The 18,201-nt window shown below is 48.8% G+C and carries 18 protein-coding genes; 4 read left to right on the forward strand and 14 right to left on the reverse strand.

The annotated features are described in order from the left end of the window. Positions 1-132, reverse strand: a 132-nt coding sequence (locus H1R82_RS02535) for a bifunctional hydroxymethylpyrimidine kinase/phosphomethylpyrimidine kinase (RefSeq protein WP_181821584.1), incomplete at its 3' end; no start/stop codon positions are given. Between the two features lie 131 nt (positions 133-263). Here H1R82_RS02535 and H1R82_RS02540 point away from each other — a divergent pair. From H1R82_RS02540 to H1R82_RS02555, 4 genes are all read left to right on the forward strand, one after another. Further along, a complete protein-coding gene (locus H1R82_RS02540) occupies positions 264-1,754 on the forward strand; it encodes an FAD-dependent thymidylate synthase (protein ID WP_181732249.1) in 1,491 nt (496 codons plus the stop codon). Positions 1,755-1,886: 132 nt separating this feature from the next. Then, positions 1,887-2,222 carry a hypothetical protein gene (locus H1R82_RS02545; protein ID WP_181732248.1) on the forward strand — a complete coding sequence of 112 codons (336 nt, stop codon included), beginning with the start codon at positions 1,887-1,889 and terminating at the stop codon, positions 2,220-2,222. After that, positions 2,219-2,605: a hypothetical protein gene (locus H1R82_RS02550; RefSeq protein WP_181732247.1), complete on the forward strand. Its 387-nt coding sequence runs from the start codon at positions 2,219-2,221 to the stop codon at positions 2,603-2,605. The genes H1R82_RS02545 and H1R82_RS02550 overlap by 4 nt, the downstream gene beginning before the upstream one ends. 109 nt (positions 2,606-2,714) lie before the next feature. Next, complete coding sequence (locus H1R82_RS02555) at positions 2,715-4,130, forward strand: alanine/glycine:cation symporter family protein (RefSeq protein ID WP_181732246.1); 1,416 nt, start codon at positions 2,715-2,717, stop codon at positions 4,128-4,130. Positions 4,131-4,155: 25 nt separating this feature from the next. Here the strand turns inward: H1R82_RS02555 and H1R82_RS02560 are convergent, their stop codons facing one another. The 13 genes from H1R82_RS02560 to H1R82_RS02620 form a co-directional block, all read right to left on the reverse strand. Continuing rightward, positions 4,156-4,725: an isoprenylcysteine carboxyl methyltransferase family protein gene (locus tag H1R82_RS02560; RefSeq protein WP_232333991.1), complete on the reverse strand. Its 570-nt coding sequence runs from the start codon at positions 4,723-4,725 to the stop codon at positions 4,156-4,158. Positions 4,726-4,727: 2 nt separating this feature from the next. Further along, positions 4,728-5,798, reverse strand: a complete 1,071-nt coding sequence (locus H1R82_RS02565; RefSeq protein ID WP_181732244.1) for a type III polyketide synthase — start codon at positions 5,796-5,798, stop codon at positions 4,728-4,730. Between the two features lie 88 nt (positions 5,799-5,886). Continuing rightward, positions 5,887-6,189: a hypothetical protein gene (locus tag H1R82_RS02570; protein ID WP_181732243.1), complete on the reverse strand. Its 303-nt coding sequence runs from the start codon at positions 6,187-6,189 to the stop codon at positions 5,887-5,889. Between the two features lie 74 nt (positions 6,190-6,263). Further along, positions 6,264-8,882 carry a helicase HerA domain-containing protein gene (locus H1R82_RS02575; protein WP_181732242.1) on the reverse strand — a complete coding sequence of 873 codons (2,619 nt, stop codon included), beginning with the start codon at positions 8,880-8,882 and terminating at the stop codon, positions 6,264-6,266. 91 nt (positions 8,883-8,973) lie between these two features. Next, positions 8,974-10,095, reverse strand: coding sequence for a peptidoglycan DD-metalloendopeptidase family protein (locus H1R82_RS02580; RefSeq protein WP_181732241.1), 1,122 nt, complete (start codon positions 10,093-10,095; stop codon positions 8,974-8,976). Further along, complete coding sequence (locus H1R82_RS02585; protein ID WP_181732240.1) at positions 10,079-10,651, reverse strand: YddI family membrane protein; 573 nt, start codon at positions 10,649-10,651, stop codon at positions 10,079-10,081. Before H1R82_RS02585 ends, H1R82_RS02580 begins: the two co-directional genes overlap by 17 nt. A 45-nt stretch (positions 10,652-10,696) precedes the next feature. Continuing rightward, positions 10,697-12,166 carry a CD3337/EF1877 family mobilome membrane protein gene (locus H1R82_RS02590; protein ID WP_181732239.1) on the reverse strand — a complete coding sequence of 490 codons (1,470 nt, stop codon included), beginning with the start codon at positions 12,164-12,166 and terminating at the stop codon, positions 10,697-10,699. Positions 12,167-12,207: 41 nt separating this feature from the next. Further along, positions 12,208-14,706 carry an ATP-binding protein gene (locus H1R82_RS14810; RefSeq protein ID WP_181732238.1) on the reverse strand — a complete coding sequence of 833 codons (2,499 nt, stop codon included), beginning with the start codon at positions 14,704-14,706 and terminating at the stop codon, positions 12,208-12,210. Further along, positions 14,703-15,101, reverse strand: coding sequence for a TcpE family conjugal transfer membrane protein (locus tag H1R82_RS02600; protein WP_181732237.1), 399 nt, complete (start codon positions 15,099-15,101; stop codon positions 14,703-14,705). Before H1R82_RS02600 ends, H1R82_RS14810 begins: the two co-directional genes overlap by 4 nt. Continuing rightward, positions 15,098-15,352: a hypothetical protein gene (locus H1R82_RS02605; RefSeq protein WP_181821586.1), complete on the reverse strand. Its 255-nt coding sequence runs from the start codon at positions 15,350-15,352 to the stop codon at positions 15,098-15,100. Before H1R82_RS02605 ends, H1R82_RS02600 begins: the two co-directional genes overlap by 4 nt. 4 nt (positions 15,353-15,356) lie before the next feature. Further along, a complete protein-coding gene (locus tag H1R82_RS02610) occupies positions 15,357-16,265 on the reverse strand; it encodes a conjugal transfer protein (protein WP_181732235.1) in 909 nt (302 codons plus the stop codon). A gap of 27 nt (positions 16,266-16,292) precedes the next feature. Further along, the gene (gene srtD / locus H1R82_RS02615) at positions 16,293-16,895 is read right to left on the reverse strand and encodes a class D sortase, LPxTATN-specific (protein ID WP_232333992.1); all 603 of its coding nucleotides are present in this window, start codon (positions 16,893-16,895) and stop codon (positions 16,293-16,295) included. Then, positions 16,892-17,836, reverse strand: coding sequence for a hypothetical protein (locus H1R82_RS02620; protein WP_181732234.1), 945 nt, complete (start codon positions 17,834-17,836; stop codon positions 16,892-16,894). Before H1R82_RS02620 ends, srtD begins: the two co-directional genes overlap by 4 nt. Between the last annotated feature and the right edge of the window lie 365 nt (positions 17,837-18,201).

An 18,201-nucleotide genomic window follows, 5' to 3' on the forward strand; every position in this document is an offset into this window, starting at 1 on the left:
CGCCACAATGGTGGTGATGGCTGACATTCCATAGACGCCGCGTTCCTGAAATGTTTTCAAGTCTGCTTGGATTCCTGCGCCTCCGCTACTGTCGGAACCTGCAATCGTCAGGACTTTGTATCTGGTTGTCATCTTCATCCTCCTACCTTTCGTCAGCTCAAAATTAGCTTAAACTTTCTCACATCATTTCACAACATTTTTCTCCATTTTCCATTGGCAGGAATTTTGCTAGAATGTAAGGCAATGACAGGGAGGGTGGAAGTATGAAACAGGAGCAAAAAATCGATTTATCCCATTATGTATCCAATCTTGATAAAAATGTATACACCATTTTTAATTTGCCTGAAGAAGTGATTGCCGTCATTTTTGCCTATGTGAGCCGCTCTTCAGCCAGCTTCCGCGACAATTTGCGAAAGTTGTTGTCCGATGAAGAATTAAACGTCAATCTGAAGACGACCGGTGCCGCCCGGGAGCATTCGGAAAAAGCGGCCCGCTTTCATGAAAAATGGGTTGTCGGTTACGGCCACAGCAGCGTGGCGGAACACGCCGTTGCACACATCGGAATTGAAAAGATCAGCCGGCTGGCATCGGCGGAATTGGAATTGGCCAACCCGTTTAACAGTTTCACCGAATACAGCCAGCGTTATCAGCGGCCGAAACGGGGCGATTTTTATGTACCTCCCGTTCTGGAACAAAACCCCGGGTTGAAAGAAAAATTTTTGTCTTTGCAGGACAAAGCTTATGACACATATGAGCAATTGCTCGATGGCCTGATCTCATATTTGGTGAAGGTGATCCCGCAAAACCCGGGCGAATCGGAACGCGCCTGCCAGATGCGGATTGAAAAAATCGCGTTTGAAGATGCCCGCTATGTCCTCACTTTGGCCACGTTCACCAACCTGGGCATGACCGGCAACGGACGTGCGTTACGGGACACTTTGGTCCGGCTTCTGTCCAGCCCCTACGACGAATGCCGCAAGCTGGCCAAAGAAATGGAACGGGAAATCAGCCAGGTGATCCCGACGCTGTTGAAATATGTAAAACCGAACGATTATCTGCTGCACACCAGAGAAAAGCTGAAAGAACTTTTCTCCGGGCAAGTCCCGTCTTTGCAACCGGTTCATGGCCCGCGCGCCCGCATGGTTCACATTCCGGACTATGAAGAAGCGTTGACGGAACTGGTCACCCGGCTGCTCATCAGCGAAACAGCTCTTTCTTATGAGCAAGCACAGCAACAAGCCCGTTCGTATTCCAAAGAACAAAAGGAACATATTGCCGAAACGGCGTTAAGCGAACTGCGCTTTTTTGACAATCCCCGATGGGAATTTGATCATATTCATTACCAGTTTGAATTGCTCATTTCCGAGGCAAATTGGCACCAACTGCTCCGTCACAACCGTCGTACACACTTCAGCCACGGCTTGCCAACCATTCATCTCGGATATACCATCCCTCCCCACATCCGGGAAGCCGGACTGGAAGAACGTTTTGAATCCTTCCTCCATGAAGCGGAAAACGTCTACCAAGACATCGAGTCATGGAATCCGGAAGCCGCCGCCTATGTGGTGACGAACGCGCACCACCGGCAAGTCACCGCCACGGCCAGTTTGTGGGAGCTGTACCACCTGATCAATTTGCGAACATCCCCGGAAGCGCAATGGGATATTCGCCAAACGTTTTTATCTTTGTTTGAAGAACTGAAAACCCATCATCCGGCACTGGCCAAATATGCACAGCGCCGGATCGGCAACTGACCGGTTTGTCACGGCATGGAACCCGTTTTCATGCCGTGATGTATTATTCTGTTTCAGTAAAAGCAAAATATTCATGAATTACCCGATAAAAGGTATAATAGACTTATAACAGAAACGGAGGTGTTCGATCCCGTGTCCAAACCTTTTGCTCAAAATGAACTGATTTCCACCAGCGAGCTCAAGGAAATGAATAACCGCCACCTCTTTGATGATCTGTTGAACACCTGCAAAAAGCTCGGATTGGTCCATGACAATCAGTTGCGGGCCGTGATTCTGGATATAAAGACGTATGAACAGCTGATGCACCGTTTGGAAGAACTGGAGGAAATTTTGGAGGACATGAAATGGAACGAAATGTTGCAGGAACGGAGCCGGCTTCCGGAAACCCAATGGCTGGAAAAGCCGGAACAAATGTCCCGCCTTGCCTTCTTTGAACAAACGATCGACAAAGGATCATCGTCCTCATGATTGAAAAGTATCACCCGCAATTTCGCGACGACTTGTTATTCATCGCCAGCAGGTTGGGACGAAAACGATTCAAGGAATTTTTGATCCAACTGGACCGCGCCATTGTCCAAGTCATCCGAAACCCTTACAAAGCCGCCCGGTTGAAATATCCCCCGCTGACCGGATTCCGGAAGAAAAAATTTTTTTCCGTCGCACGACCCCGCAAAAGACAACGCCCTGATCTCCGATTGATCTACCGGTATATTCCCGAAAAAAAAACCATCTATTTTGTTGCCGTCGGATTTCGCATCGCCCAAAAGCCCCGCAATCCCCATGATGTATACCAACGAACCAAGAAAAGAAATTTGTCGGAAGGATTTGAAAACAATTCATCTTCCAATTAATCACCTCTGTTCATTTGGATTGTTATATTCATCCAATGACGAAATGTATTTTTTTGTGATATAAAATAAATTGTGTAAATGTGTAAATTTCTTGAACAGAGGTGATCGGATGGTCGATCTATTAGACAAGTATGTACTGGCAATCAATGATGTGTTATGGACGTATGTCATTGTGGCTTTGTTAATTGTTGCGGGTTTATATTTTACCATTCGTTCCCGCTTTGTCCAGTTCCGGTTTATCAAAGAAATGTTTCGTTTGCTCGGCGAAGGAATGGGAAAAAAAGACGGGATTTCATCGTTTCAGGCATTTTGTATCAGTACGGCGTCCCGTGTCGGCGTCGGGAATATTGCCGGTGTCGCCATGGCGATTGCAATCGGCGGTCCGGGTGCTGTTTTTTGGATGTGGCTGATTGCCATCATCGGCAGTGCCTCCGCATTCATCGAAGCAACCCTGGCGCAAGTTTATAAAGTGAAGGACGGGGATACGTTTCGCGGCGGACCCGCTTATTATATGGAAAAAGGACTCAACAAACGGTGGATGGGGATTTTGTTTGCAATCCTGATCACCCTGTGCTTCGGGCTTGTCTTCAACTCCGTACAGGCCAACACCATTACGGTGGCTTTTGAATCCACCTACGGCATCAACCGGGCCGTACTCGGACTCATTATTGCTGTGGTTTTTGCGGTTATTATTTTCGGTGGTGTCAAACGGGTGGCCCGTATCACGGAGTGGATGGTTCCGGTCATGGCAGTCATCTATATTTTGCTCGCTCTTTATGTCGTGTTGACAAACATTACGCAGTTGCCGGCCGTATTCAAGCAAATTTTCGCCGGTGCCTTCGGGCTGGAACAAGCCGTCGGCGGCGGAATCGGTGCGGCCATGATGCAGGGAATCAAGCGCGGACTCTTTTCCAATGAAGCCGGGATGGGAAGTGCACCGAACGCGGCGGCAACCGCCACGGTTTCACATCCCGCCAAACAAGGGATGATTCAAGCTCTCGGCGTCTTTGTGGATACGTTGATCATCTGCAGTTGTACAAGCATGATTGTCTTGTTCTCCAGCGCGTTTACTCACGACAACCTTTCCGGCATTGAAATTGCCCAATTGGCTTTGAACCAGCAAGTAGGCGTGTGGGCGGAACACTTTTTGACCATCAGCATTTTCCTGTTTGCTTTCTCCTCTTTGATCGGGAACTACTATTACGGGGAAACCAATATCGAATTTATTCGCGAAAACAAAACTTGGCTTTTGATTTACCGTTTGGCCGTGGTTGCCATGGTCATTTGGGGCTCTGTCACTCAAGTTCAAGTCGTTTGGGATTTGGCCGATTTATTTATGGGCTTGATGGCGATACTCAACCTGATTGCCATCCTCCTCTTGGGAAAAGTGGCGTTTGCCGTGCTCCAAAACTATCATCAACAACTGAAAGAAGGGAAAAACCCGAGTTTCACCAGCGATCAGATCCAAGACCTGACCAATGCCGATTGCTGGGAAAAAAGCGGGTCCGCCCGTCGGACAGGCTGACATCATCCCCCGCCCGGGGGATTTTTTATTTCTGAAACGAAGGGAAAAAACGGTGTTTCTTCATGATTTCATCCGGGTCTTCCCCATACATTTGCCAAGCTTTTTCTTCCGCCGGAATGCGGATCAAATACAAAAACAGGAAGTTTACGAGGGGAAAAACGATTAACGTGCCGTAGGCTCCAAAACAAAGCGGCAACAAAACAAACTCCAACAGGACCACAACATAATTCGGATGCCTTATATAGCGGTAAGGGCCGCGGTTTTGGGGTTTTCTGCCCGGAATCACATAAATCCGGGTGTTCCAGTATTTCCCCAGGGATCGCATCACCCATATCCTTAACCCCTGCACCCCCAAAAACAACAGAAACGGCACCCACCACCATGAAACCGGCTCTGTCCTTCCCCATCGCCCCTCCAAAAGCAAACTGAGAAAAAAGCATCCATGAATCAAAACCAGCCACGGATAATGTTTTCCGCCGTATTCAACGCCTCCTTGTTCCCGGATCCACCGGGCGTTTTTTTGTGCAATCCGCAGTTCATAAAGCCTTTGCACAATGACTAGGATCCATAACAGCCAACTTCCCCGGACCGGCATGATCATCCCTCCTTTTCCCAATGCAACAAAGATAATTCCAGGCTGAAACCCGGGCCCATCGCTGCCATGAGGCCGTAACTTCCCGCAGGATGTGGTTGCATGAGCTCCCGTTCCAAAAGAAACAAGACCGTCGCTGATGACATGTTGCCGTAACCGGCCAATATTTCAAAGGCTCCGTCCAGGCTCCCGGGAGGGAGATTCAACGCTTTTTGATAAGCTTCCAACACTTTTTTCCCGCCCGGGTGGGTTAAAAACACATCAACTTGTGATAAAGGGACCCCGGCTTCATCAAAAAACCGTTGCACCACCGGCTTCGCTTTTTTCAGCACCAGTTCGGGAATGCTGCGGGAAAAAATGACTTTCAATCCGTCTGCGGTCAAATCCCATCCCATCACCTCTTCCGTTTCCGGCCACAAAAAACTTTGAGTCGCGGCAATTTCCGGAAATGTCCCGTCCGGAAGAGATACCTGATCCCCGCAGATCAAAACGGCGGCCGCCCCGTCTGCAAACAACGAAGTGGCCACCAAGTTGCTTTTGGAATGATCCGAAGGACAAAAGGTCAAACTGCAACATTCCACGGCCAGCAGCAATATTTTTTCCGACGGATTAGCTCTGGCAAATTCATAAGCTTTGGCCAGTCCCGCCACCCCTCCGGCACAGCCCAATCCCCAAACCGGGGTACGCTTCACATCGCTTTTCATCGACAACCGGTTGATCAAACGGGCATCCATGCTGGGCGTTGCTATCCCGGTCGTCGAGACAAACACCAAATGATCGATGTCCTTTGGAGTCCATCCTTGCTTATCCAGACACGTCCGGATGGCCTTTTCCCCCAGTTCGGTCGCGGTTTCGACGTAAATCCGGTTTTTTTCCGTGAACGGGTGTTGTTGTTTATACCAAGAGATCGGTTGGCTGATATACCGGTTGTGGATGGAAGCGTGATCAAAAACGGACATGTAACGTTCGATTTGCGGAAAAGACGGGGCAAATAATTCCCTGGCAAACGCCTGGGCTTCTTCCTGTTTCACGGAATAGGGGGGGACTGCAGTTCCCACGGCAAGGATTTTGGGCATGACAGACACTCCTAAACAAGTGAAATTGTTTAGGAGTATTCTTCTACTTTTCCCTTCAAAACATACGATCCAATAAAGACGTTGGCGGTTATTTTCGCAACCATTTTTCCAAGAAAAAACGCAAAACCCCGACCACCAATGCGAAGATGACGGCAAAGAGCATGCCGGAGGAATCCCCTTGGGTCATCGTCAAATAAACCATGGCCCCCCAGGCAATCCCCTTGACCAGGGAATGCCAGATAAACGAACCGATCATCAACACGATAAACAAAATGATCCCGGTGGAAGTCGACTCCAAATACCTGGCAATCACAAACGTCAAAAAAAGCGTTTCAATAATAGGAATCAGATTGGCAAAAAGCCCAAAGATTGCTTTGATCAGGTTGCCCAATTTCTGTCTTCCTCTCTGTCGAAAAGTGGAGAAGAACCGATCCTTCAACCGGACCGGTTCCCTTATGCTTACGATCAGTTGGCATTTTCCGAAGGCGGATTTTCATATAAAGTACGATCCATATAATCCGAAATTTCTTTGTCCACTTGCTCAATGGGACGGGTCTCCCCGTCATGGTGAAGAGCGTTTAAACCCCATTCCAATCCCCAATTCATGGCTTCATCTTTCTCCGCCGTGCGATGGTCTGCCGGCTTGCCGTCAGGCCGGTACACGACCGGCGGTTCATTGGTAACCACACATGTCGTTACATCGCTCCGGCCTTTCCGCTTGGAGCGGATGTAGACCGCGGCATTTCGTTCAGGCAACGATTCCACCAGACTGGTTTTGATATATTTCCGCGTCAGGCTTTCCACTTCATCCGAACCTTCCGTCTGGCCGCAACTGATGACCATCCCGATATAGGAACGGATCGCTTGCATCAATTCGTGGTTTTCGAAGTGATCGATCTCCCTGGTCACAAGCCCCAGTCCAAACGGATATTTTTTATCCTCTTGCAAAATCTCGGTAATGAGCGGAATTTGAATCATATGGGCTTCTTCCACCAACATTAAATGGAATTTGGAAGAAGTGCTCCGTTTTCGCGCTGCCTGATAGTAAAGGTTGATCAAATAACCGACCAGAACCCGCAAGTTGTAGTCCTTGATTCCATTGGTGTCAATCAGGACAATATGCCCTTCATCCATATACTTTTGGGGATCCAGACTCAACCCTTTTTGGCAGAACAGACGGCGGAGCGTGGAATGTTGCAAGATCCGGTCCAACCGGTACAATACCGGCTCCACTTCTCTTCTGATTTCCTGCTCATCGGTGTTGGCCCAGAAACGTTTGATATAAGGATCTTGCACGTTTTTGACCACTTTTTCCCTGAACTGATGGTTTCTGAACAGATCATCGATGCCCAAAATCGTATGGGTTTCCTCATCTTCCAACAGGCTCTGCACCGCAATTTCAACGAGCCGGCGCGAGCGTTCAATGGATTCTTCTTTAAATTCAAAGTCCACCAAGATGGTGGCCAACTGATGGGCCATCTGTCCGGGCGTGACGTTTTCCGGACGATGAAGCATATTCAATGCCGGAAGTTGAGTGGTATCATCCGACAGATTCAGGTGATGGATTTTCTCCCGGGGGAACTTCACACCGAATTTTTCTGCGATGCGCAAACGGTTTTCAATGATCGCCACCAACTCTTTGGCCGGGTCAATAATAGTGAATCCCGGGCTTTTATCCGGATTGTCAAACCACTCATCCAAAAGCGACTGAACCATATCCATCGCGACACTGGATTTCCCCATGCCGCTGGCACCCGTTAAAACAAAATGTTTGTTCAGCTGTTCGAAGTTGACGCGCACTTCCCGGTCATCAAAAGGATGTTTCAATTTTCCGATTTTCACGCCCTCGGTCAATTCGCCCGGCTCCAATGTCCTTTCGTTTTCCTGCAAATGCGCCACATATCCCCGCGCGTTGGGGCCATCTTCTGCCGGAGGACGATAAATGTAATGATTGGCCGGAGGCAAATGGAACAAGCTCGAAATCTCATCCGACGTCCAAGCCATCAAGGTCAACGGCCAGGGAATCGGAACCAGGTTGTTGTCTTTCATGGGATTCCACCAAGGTTGGCGGATAAAACGGAGTTCCCCGTCATACTTCATCGCGGTTTGAACCGACTCTGCCGTGGAACGGACCACCGCTTCCGCATTTTCGTGATTGGACCAGATCGAAAGGCGCACTTGAAAGGAAAGTTCACGCCCGGTCAAGCGTTGAATCAACCCGGCGCGACGGATCCGCTCTTCCGGTCCCATGTCTTTGTTCTTTTTGCTGGTCAACAGGCTCCGGGCACTTCCCGAACGTTCCTCCACAGCCCGCCAGCTGACCGGGGAAAATTGCAAATCCAAATAGGTTCCGGAACGAAGACAGTTTAAAATGCTTCCCAATTGGCTCTGTTTGCTTTGGAGCAACGAGGTCAAGGGATACCCTTTGGTTTTGAATTTAAAGATGAAGTGTCCGCCGATTCCCCCTTTTTTCGGGGTGGGGAATTCTTCTTCCTTGATATCATGCAACTCTGCAGAAGGATAAACACTGCGCAAGGTGTCCTTTACACTATTCTCTTTGTCCTCGGGGTAAGCCAGGTAAATGCCAATTTGGTTGCTGCCTTCCGGAATGGCAAATCGCCAGCGGAACCAAGGGCGCCCGTATTGGATCCGCATACGGATCGGACGAATCATGCTCCCGAAAGTTCTTGTCAATTCTGAGATTTTATCCAAATCGAGTTCGGTGTCGTACGAAGGCAGAATGCGTAAATATTTCACTCCCCTTTTGGCCCGGCTCCGATAATGGGATTTGGTGGACCAACGCCCGGCCAAAATGGCAATGACAATCAAAATCACGAGTAAAATCAACCAAGGAAGCACGGCAAGCGCCCAGATTCCGATGGATGAGAGTGTATCCCATGCCCAGTTGGTCGCTTTTCCCGCCGTTTTGGCTTGATCACTTTCCCCGAACAACTCTGCAAGAAACTTCCACAAATACAAGATCCCGATCACAGATGCAACGCCGATAATCGCGTAAAAAAACCATTTGGCGACCTGTCGCATCTGCTCTTCACCGCCCTTGGGAACATTATTCCAAGGAAACAATCCAACCCCACCTTTCTTTTCACTCCGTCCAGTCCTGTATCAGGCATTCTCCCGTTGTCCTTCTTTTCCTTCCCCAAACCGGAGCAAGGATTCATTTTTTCACAATTTTCATCGGATCAACCACTTGCCCGTCTTTCAAAATTTCAAAATGCAAATGGGGACCGGTGCTCCACCCATTGGAACCCACTTTGGCAATCACATCCCCTTTTTTGACTTCCTGTCCGACACGGACTTGAACATCTTGCGGATACATATGGGCATACAAGGTCCGGTAGCCGTTTCCGTGATCAATCACAATCTTCCAGCCATACCCGCTGGATTTCCCCGATTCCACCACCACACCGCCATTGCTGGCATAAATGGGGGATCCCAAAGGTTTGGCGATATCAATTCCTTCGTGTTTTCGGTACACCTTTTTCAAGGGGTGAAAGCGGAGCCCAAACGGGGACGTCACTTCTCCCCCTTCCACCGGCCAGAGAAACCCGCCGGAAGCAAGGCCGGTTGCTTTCGAAATCACCGGCTTGGCAAAGGATTCAGCATATTCCTTGACTTTCAGCACATAATTCTCATAGTCATGATTGTATTGCCAGACGGGTCCGCCCCGGGCAAACCAATCTTTTCCCTCCTGATAATTTCTCGCTAAATAATAGGCGGTGGAATAAATGGCATCGACAGGGTTGTTCGGATCCGCTTTGCCGTCCTGATCCCCATCAATCCCATATCCCCCGTATTTTTCAATCAACTTCGGATCCGTGATATCCACGGAATCCGGCAAATCCCCCAAACGCGTTCCGCCCGGGTAATCCCATCCGACCCACGTCTTATCCATGAATTGGGTGTGGCCCCGCGCCCCTTTGGAACTTTCACTCAAATCCCGGCCGAAATCGGTCTCCACTTTGTGGATGGCAGCAAGGATTTGCCAAGGCACGCCGTATTTTTTTCCGGCTTCCTGATAGATGGGCAAATAGGCTTCCGCCTCTTTCGGAAAACTTTCCGCCACGTCCCATTGTTCCATCCGGTTCGTTTCGGAAGAAGAAGATGAAAACAAACTGACAAACACTGCTCCCAAAACGGAAATGAAAAAGAAAACAAATGTGGCCAGCCCCAACAAGCAAAGCAAGGCAAACCCTTTGACGTTCCGGGACATCCCCTGTTTTCTCCGGGGCTTGCGGCGGCGGAAGGCGGAAAGTTCCGGTCTAGTCAAAACTTCCACGCACTTCCACCTCCTGTGCAATCCAATTTCCGTTTTGCTCCGTCAATGTCACCTGATAAACCCGCTCGATGGGAATGGTTTTTCCGTTCTCGCTTTCTTCGGTGACGGTTTCTGCCAAACACCGGACTTCACCCGATTGCTCCTGGCATTGGAGATTGCGGATTTCTTTCAACGCACTGATGAATTTCACACCTTTTTCTTTCAGGAAATTTGTCTCCTCCTTGAGCAAGGCCAACAAGGAATCCGAGGCATAAGGCTTCACGGACTGAAGCCACCGGTCCGCTTCATCCGTATTGCGGTTCGCATAAGCCCGCATGAAAGCATCTGCCGTTTGTCGCGCCTTTTGGAGCTCTTCCGGTGACAAAGCGGGCAACACTTCCGCCGGATTTGCGGTTTGCTCCGGCCGGGCCTGGGGATTTTTTTCCTGCTGACCGGCATTTCCCACCCAGCCAAGATGGATCAGCAAATACTTGGCTGAAAACCCGGCAACCACAAAAACAAACAAAACCAGTAAAAACAGGCGACGGCGTCCACTGGGCAAATTTGTGTTAAACAATCATTTTCCCTCCTGCTTGCCAAAACCGCCGATGCAAAACAGCAGCTATTTCCGCACTTTGATTTTTCCGGCTTGTTGTGCGAGTGTTTGGGTGTACTTGGTCATCTGTTGGATCGGAATTTGAATATTGAATTGCCCTTTTAAGCTGTCATCGATTTTGCCCATGGGGGCTTTCATGATGCTGAACAATTCCTCCCGTTTCCAAATGACTCCAATCACCAAGATCAGTTGCATGGCGATGGTCCAGATATAACCCACCCGTTCCGGCGGACTCATTTGATAGAGGAATTGCGAGATGGTAAGCAACATGCTGAAGAAAACACCGATGATCAATTTGATCAACTGGTAACCGACAAACTTTTTAAACCAACTGACGGCCACACTTGACCAAGACGGATTTAACGCGATCAAAAAGGCGAAGGGGGCAAACAAGGCAATCAGCACGAACAAAAATTGATACACAATCATCGCCCCGGCAATGATGAAAAAGAGCAATCCCAGGATAAAATGGGAAACACAGAGCAGGATCAACAAGGTTAAGCGTTGGAATACCCCGTCTTTTTTCACCATCGGGTTGTTCATTTCTTTGGCCTCGTATTCCACGGCCTGTTCCCGCGCCGTACTTCCGGGTTTAAAGGCCAGGATCTTTTCGATTCTTCCCTGGGTCAACTCGGAATCATTGGAAGTTTTGGCATACTGCAACATGATGTAAGGCTCATAAACCATCATATTGTAGAGCTTGTCGGAAATGACCAGGGACGAAACCTCCGCTGGATAATTCATCTCGTCTTCATCGAGGTCTTCCTGAAATTCAATGCCGACGCCCATCAACTCCTGGCTCAGTCCGCTGCTGATTTCATTCAAATATTTCATCACACTGCCGGCATTGGCAAAAAAAGCGATCCCCAGGATCAATACAGCCACACTGGTGAGCATGCCGGTCAGCGCTTCCGTCGTGTTTTTCTTAATCAATCCTTTGTAAGCAATCCAGGCACCGGCAATAATGATCATCAATGTCATAAAGTTGCCCATCAGCCCTGTGTCTCCGTAACCCGCCCCGGTAAAACCGGCCAATTGCTGAACCGCTTTTTCCACGGCATCGGCAAACTGGTCGACCACATCAAGGGAAAAGGCATTCTCCACAATCAAAATCACGGTAAAGTTCCACGACAACAACGCTTGCCAGATAAAGTTGTTAATCTCATTGAGCAGAATGTACGCCTGATTGGATATTTTGGCATCCCATTCAAACATGGACGTCTCTTCGGTATAAATTTCAAGGTTGTACTGGCTGGGCTGATATTTGGCAAACCGTACGTCATATCCTTTGGCTTTGGCTTTTTCAACTTGTTCCTTCGGGAAAATCGTCAACAAATCGGTGATCAGGCTGTAGCCATCCGATTTTTGCTGCTGCTCTTGCTCTTCCTGCGCCATGGTGACGGGATGATTTCCCAACATGCCGGCGATCAGTATGAAAACGACAAGAAATCTTAGCAGATTTTGTCTTCTGTTCATCGAGCAGGTCTCCTCCGCTTTATTCTTTATCGGAAACCCCTTTATGGGACAGATTGATATGCATCCAGTTGCACATCTTCGGGTTGTTTTTGCTTCCTGAAACCGGGACGGGTGTCGAAAGCCTCAAACAGCCGCTCTTCCAGCACGCGGATTTCGACTTCATTCACCCGCTTCTCCAAATCGGACATTAAACAGGTTCCGGTCGGCAAGCTCCGGATCGTTTCAATGTTTTCTTCATTCGGTTCAATGCCGAGGATGTGGCAGGCCGCTTCCGCCTCTTTCGCATCCCGGCACCGGAAAACAAACCGGCACCCCAGATTGGACCGAATCTCTTCTCCCAACAAATCTTTGGCGTTCTGGCTGATTAAGTAAATGGCGGCGTTTTTGCTGCGTCCGGTCCGTACCAATTCTTCCAAAATCGCTCTTCCTTCACTGACTTTGGCCAACCGCCATGATTCATCAAACAACACCAGCTTAAACTCATTTGAAGACTGGTTGGAAAAGCGGCGGGAAAAATCGGAAATCGCCATCAAGAGGGCAATGGCCATCCGGCCATAATCGGATTTGCTTTCATCCGGAAGTTTCAAATCCTCCACCTGCAAAATGGTCAAACGCATGGACAGATCAATGGCCTTTTGCGTGCCGTCCCCGAACAACAGTTGGCCTTGCCCGGACGTCGCCAGATAACTTAACACATCCACAATCTCTTCCAGGCTGTCCTGCCGTTTTTCCGGAGCTTCTTTGGTCACCTCACGCAATTGATCAATGACTTTCATCATGCTCGGTTCCGGATGTTTCAACACTTCATCGACAGCTTTTCCGATCACAATCGCCTCATATGTGCCGTCTTCAGACCGCGCCAGAAACTGCAATATTTTTTTGGCGGTCTCGCCCGCCGCTTGTTTTTCGGACGGACTGACCACGCCCGCCAACGGATCCAGCTTCCCGCGGTCTTCACGGCTTGCCCGCAGGGTGACCACCCGGGTCATGTCCTTTAATTCCGGCAGCGCATCCACCCAGTGCGCCCGTTCATCTTTGGGGTCGAAAATCAGCACTTTGGCGCCGTTTAACAGTGCTTGATAGGCAAGCAAGTTGGCACCCAGCGATTTTCCGGCCCCCAACGCCCCGATAAATGCGGCGGATGCCGTCGTGCTTAACTTTTTATCCTTGGGTCCCCGGTCATGTTGGAAAAAGACCGGCAAATTGCGGGACATCCCGATAAAATGACCTTGTCCGTCCCCGAGCTGTCGGGTGGCTCCGATCATGCCGGCGGCCACGGCAGCCGGTTCCATGTAATGAATATAGTCATGGATGTACCTTTTCGCACCGGGAATGAATTCGTTAAACCCACGCCATTGGTCTCCATAGGGAACTTCCACCTGAATCATCATGTCGCTGTACAAATCCTTCACCAGCTGAATCCGTAAATTCAACTCTTCGGGTGAAGAAGCGTAGACACATAAAACGACAGAAGTTGTGATTAATGGAAATTTGTCGGTACGCAAATGGTTTTCCAGTTCATTGGCATCCTGGCGGCTGTGCAAAATGTGATATGCGGTTTCCACGCCGCTTTCCGCCGCGTGTTCGTCCTCGGCTTTCAGTTCTTTTTTCTTCTTCAACACCTGGGATAACGCTTTGGCGTATTCGATCGTCTCCGTCCGGACCGAGGCCTCCACGGGAAACGAAAGGTTTTGCAGGTGATATAACCATTCCAATCCCGGGAAAGGCGATTTATCAGGGATGTGGGAAATCGTCAGAAAAGCCATATATCCTTTTTTGGTTTTTCCCGACACGTGTTGTTCAACGATCAAATTCCGGCCGTGTGAATCATCAAACCGGCCTTCCGCCAATGTCAAAATATCCCTGGCCGGACGGATTCCTTTTTTCCCTTTGACTTCTGCCGGAAGGGCCTTGGGTTTCCAGTCTTTCCGCCGCGGCGCTTCCCCGATCCCGCGATAAAATCCCCGTCGGATCAGCCATTCCAGATCAGCGGTATCCACACGTCTGGCACGCAAATAACCATTGATCCTGGAAAAAATCATTTCCTCCTGCACACGATACGCCTGGATTTCCTCTTCAAAAATTTCCGGGGCATCCGTTCCGGCCTGATTGTTTAAATACCTTTTAAAATCTTTCCAGATATACCGGAGCTCATTTAAAAAAGAAAGCCCTTTGACCGTGGCCGGTTTCAACTTGACCCCCATAAAAAAACGATTTTGGTGTATTTCTTTTCCGCGTAAATGTTCCACTGCCGCCTGAATATGCTTTTTTCCCGTCTCTTTCAATTCGTCACACAAACCTGCCTCCATCACCCGGCGCTGTTCTTCCAGGCTTTGGTACTGAGGTACCACCAATGCGTGCGTATCCGCATGGATATTCCAATAAAAAGCCTCCAAATTCGCATGGAGGCTGAGCTTATCATCCATTGACCGATAATCATAGTTAAACCGCTGTAATTCGTAATAAGCGTAAACGGCTCCATCTTGCCCGAAAACCAAGTTGTCTTCAAAATATTTCACGGGAAAAGGTATGCGCGTCACGGCAACTCCCTCCTGGATGCAAATCGGTATGATACTTCCCCTTCGTATTGATAAACATGATCTCTGGGTTTTTCAATTTCCTTGTAACGCGCAAAGTGATGCGGACTGAAAAAATGTTCGATCCATCGTATGATAAACCGGTGCGGCGCTTTGCCATCCAGCGTTTTTCTTGTGAAAAACCAAGAAACCAGGGCCGGAATCCCCACAAATTTCACAAGAAAAAAATCGATCCAGCTGACCGGCGGAAATTTGTTTAAAATCACCATCACAATCAAGGCTCCGACAAAAAACGCCATTTGCCGGTAAGATACCGGTAATGGTAAATGGATTCCCTGTATGGAATAGACGGTTTTTTCAATGCGAAAAACCTGGTTGTACACACGAATTTGCTTCATTTCAAATAGGCCTCGAACAACCAGCGAAATCCGTCGGAGCCCAGTGATGAAATCAATTCAGGTTGGAAAATGAAGACGCTGACCAGCATCGCAAACAACGCAAAACCGATGAATGCAGTAAATGCGCGTTTCCAAAACAGTGTCAAACTGATAAAAATCACTGCCAGAAAAAACAACGATCCAATTTCCGCCCCGAGCGTTTCCTGGAGTTTTTCGCCAGGGCCTGCTACCAGTAACATCATGTGTGTCATCTCGTCAGACCTCTCCTTGTTCCATACTGATTACATACCAACGTCCGCCTTCTTTGACGAGCTCAAAGCGGTAATGATCCGTGATCTTGGCTCCCGAAGCCAGATCCTCCAGCAAGACATCACAATCGGCAAGATAGACATCCTGTTTTTTGCGGACGGTAAGCTGTTTCATCTCGGAAAATGACAAGATTCCGGTCAAACCCGGCAAAGATTGATTATTTTTTTCAAAATAAGCGATTTCTTCAGATGTTCCGGTGGTATACACCTTCCAAAAAGATTTCATGAACTGTTCCACTTCGTCACGAACCTTTTGATCCACCGCTTCCCCGCCACTTTCTTTCCGGTTCTCTTCCTCCTCAGCGGGTGCCTTGGCAACCGGCGGCGGGATAAAACGGGGGTATCCCACGACAAGATAGGACTCACCGGCTTTCTTGACGGGAACAATCATATACCGGTCCACTCTCTTTTGGTCATTGGGATTGTTCACGTTGCTCAGAATGGTTTCGGCATACACCGTCACTTCCGTCACACCGGACCGGTCATCCCTTTCTTTGACCGCCCATGCACTCACGTTGCGGGCATAAGAATTCCACTGAACCTGTTTAAAATCAAGCCCCCCTTGCACATCCATATTCGGTTTCCAAAAGGGTTTCAACCGCTCTGCCCTGGATTCCTCTTTGCCTTGCGTCCAAAAGAGATATTCTCTGGCGAATTGTTCTGCAAAAGCCAGTTCCCCGATGACAGGCTGCGTGTTTTTCTGTGCAGGTTCTCCGGCTGCTTCCAATTGGCGCGGGGGCAATTGAATCAAGCCGAATTGAATGGCCAAAACCACCGTGGAAACACATGCCGTGTAAATAATGAGCAGCCAAAACAAAATCCTCGGAATCTTGCGGCGAATGATCGGCCGTTCCATTTTTCTCCTCCTTAATGATCTGAGAAGTCACTCAAGTTTTATCATTTTTTCTGCCTGGATAATGTATCGTTTTGGAGCCGGCCCGACATATGTGAACGGATAGCAGGTTGTCAGAGTGAGTACCGGTTTTTCATGCGGAACGATCACCGTGCGGTCATCCGGGGTGGTGATCCACGTTTTGGTAATCGTATATGCAAATTTGCCGTATTCAGATTGGACGATCAACGAATCTCCCGGTTTCAACCGGCCGATTTTACGGAACACCGTGTCCCGGTGTCCCGATAAAACGGCGTTATCCGGTTCCCCCGGAAGCACACTCCCGGCAAAATGCCCGACTCCTTTGTCCAGCTCATCCTCATGCGTTCCCTCAATGATCGGCATTTTGGCCTCCAACCCGGGAATGATCAAATCAGCAAAATGTTCCCCTTTCTTTGGCCTTTTCTCCTCGGGGACGATCAGCCAATCCTCTTGCGGGGAAGAAACGTTTCCGGTCTCCACCACCGCTTGGGAAACGGCCTCCGACGTGGTTTCCACCGTTTGCCGTTTCAGGAAATACGAAACCCCTGAATAACCGGCATAAAAGGCTCCCAGAATCACGATCGAGAGCGCGACGGCTTTGTCCCATTTCAAGACGATTCCACCTTATTCTTGCGGAGAACGTAAACAGAGCCCAGCATGGACAAAGCGCTTCCCAACAAAACGCCGTTCAAGTCATTCCCGGCGGTATCCGGCAAAACCCCTCCTTCTTCCGTTTGCGGCCGGTTTTGCTTCTGATTTTGTTCCCCGTCACCGGCTGCCGCCAACTGTTTGGTCTCAGACCCGTCGTTTTCATTATTTTCAGCGTTTGCCGCTTTGGGCGAATATTGCTTCTCCTCGATGGACTCTTTTGGCTTCGTCACTTCGGAGACAACCTGGTTTGCCACCGGGCTTTCTTTCCGTACTTCGGATGGTTTCACTTCCTCTTGCTGTCGGGATTCGGGTTGTGCGGATGCTTTGGGAACTTCTTGAAGATTCGACACGGGCGGACGCTTCTCGTCAGAGGATGAATTTTCCATGTCTGATGGTTTATCGGATGATACCGCTTCTTTTTCCTTCACTTTTGGGGAATCGGATGGAATGACCGCTTTGCCGATGTCTTCAGGAATTTCTTTCATGGAGGGAAATTCTTTCTCTGTTGGTTGATGATCCTTTTCAGGTTTCGGGGTTTCTTGCTTATTTTCCAATTCCACCGGTTGATCCGACAAATTTCTTTCCAATTCTTTTCCTTCAAACTGCGGTTGCTCGATTTTCCGGTCCAACTTGCTCGGAGGCTCATCCAGCGGATGTTGGCCGGGTCCGAAATCGCTGTTGGCAAAAGCGGTTCCCACTCCTGCCGACAAGCCCGTCACAAGGCAAACCGACAACGCCGCCGCCATCTGATTCACGTTTTTTCCCGCCAACGGCTTGGGTTTGCGCCGGTTTCCCCTCGGATTGGGATATTCAAGGTCAAACTGCCTCAACAGGCTGGAGTAAAGGTTTCGCGACTGAACATCTGTACGAAACGACTCTAAAATTTGTTTGGGATCTTTCACTTCAATCCCTCCTGTCCCTCATTAAAAATAAACAGCGAAAGAAAAACTCCATGCCAAACCGGTTCAGTCAAGCATCAGGCGGCCATTCATCCGCCCGGCTCCAATCACTTCTTTATCAAAAATGGGAGCAGACATCCTCCCCCCTTGTAAAAACCGTCGTCATAACTCTTCCTTTTCCATATAATATTACATAAATCGTACTTTTTTCAACACAATTTTGTAAAATTTGCAGATGCGAATTTTTTATCAATTTTATTCTTTTGCACACATTTTTTCAGCCGGGACTTGTTTTTTTGACGGTGTTATTATTTATAAAAATAAATGATTACAAGCAAAACATTATTTTTATTAATATATTATTAAAT

This window comes from Thermoactinomyces intermedius (assembly GCF_013912365.1).
In the GTDB taxonomy this organism is placed as follows: domain Bacteria; phylum Bacillota; class Bacilli; order Thermoactinomycetales; family Thermoactinomycetaceae; genus Thermoactinomyces; species Thermoactinomyces intermedius.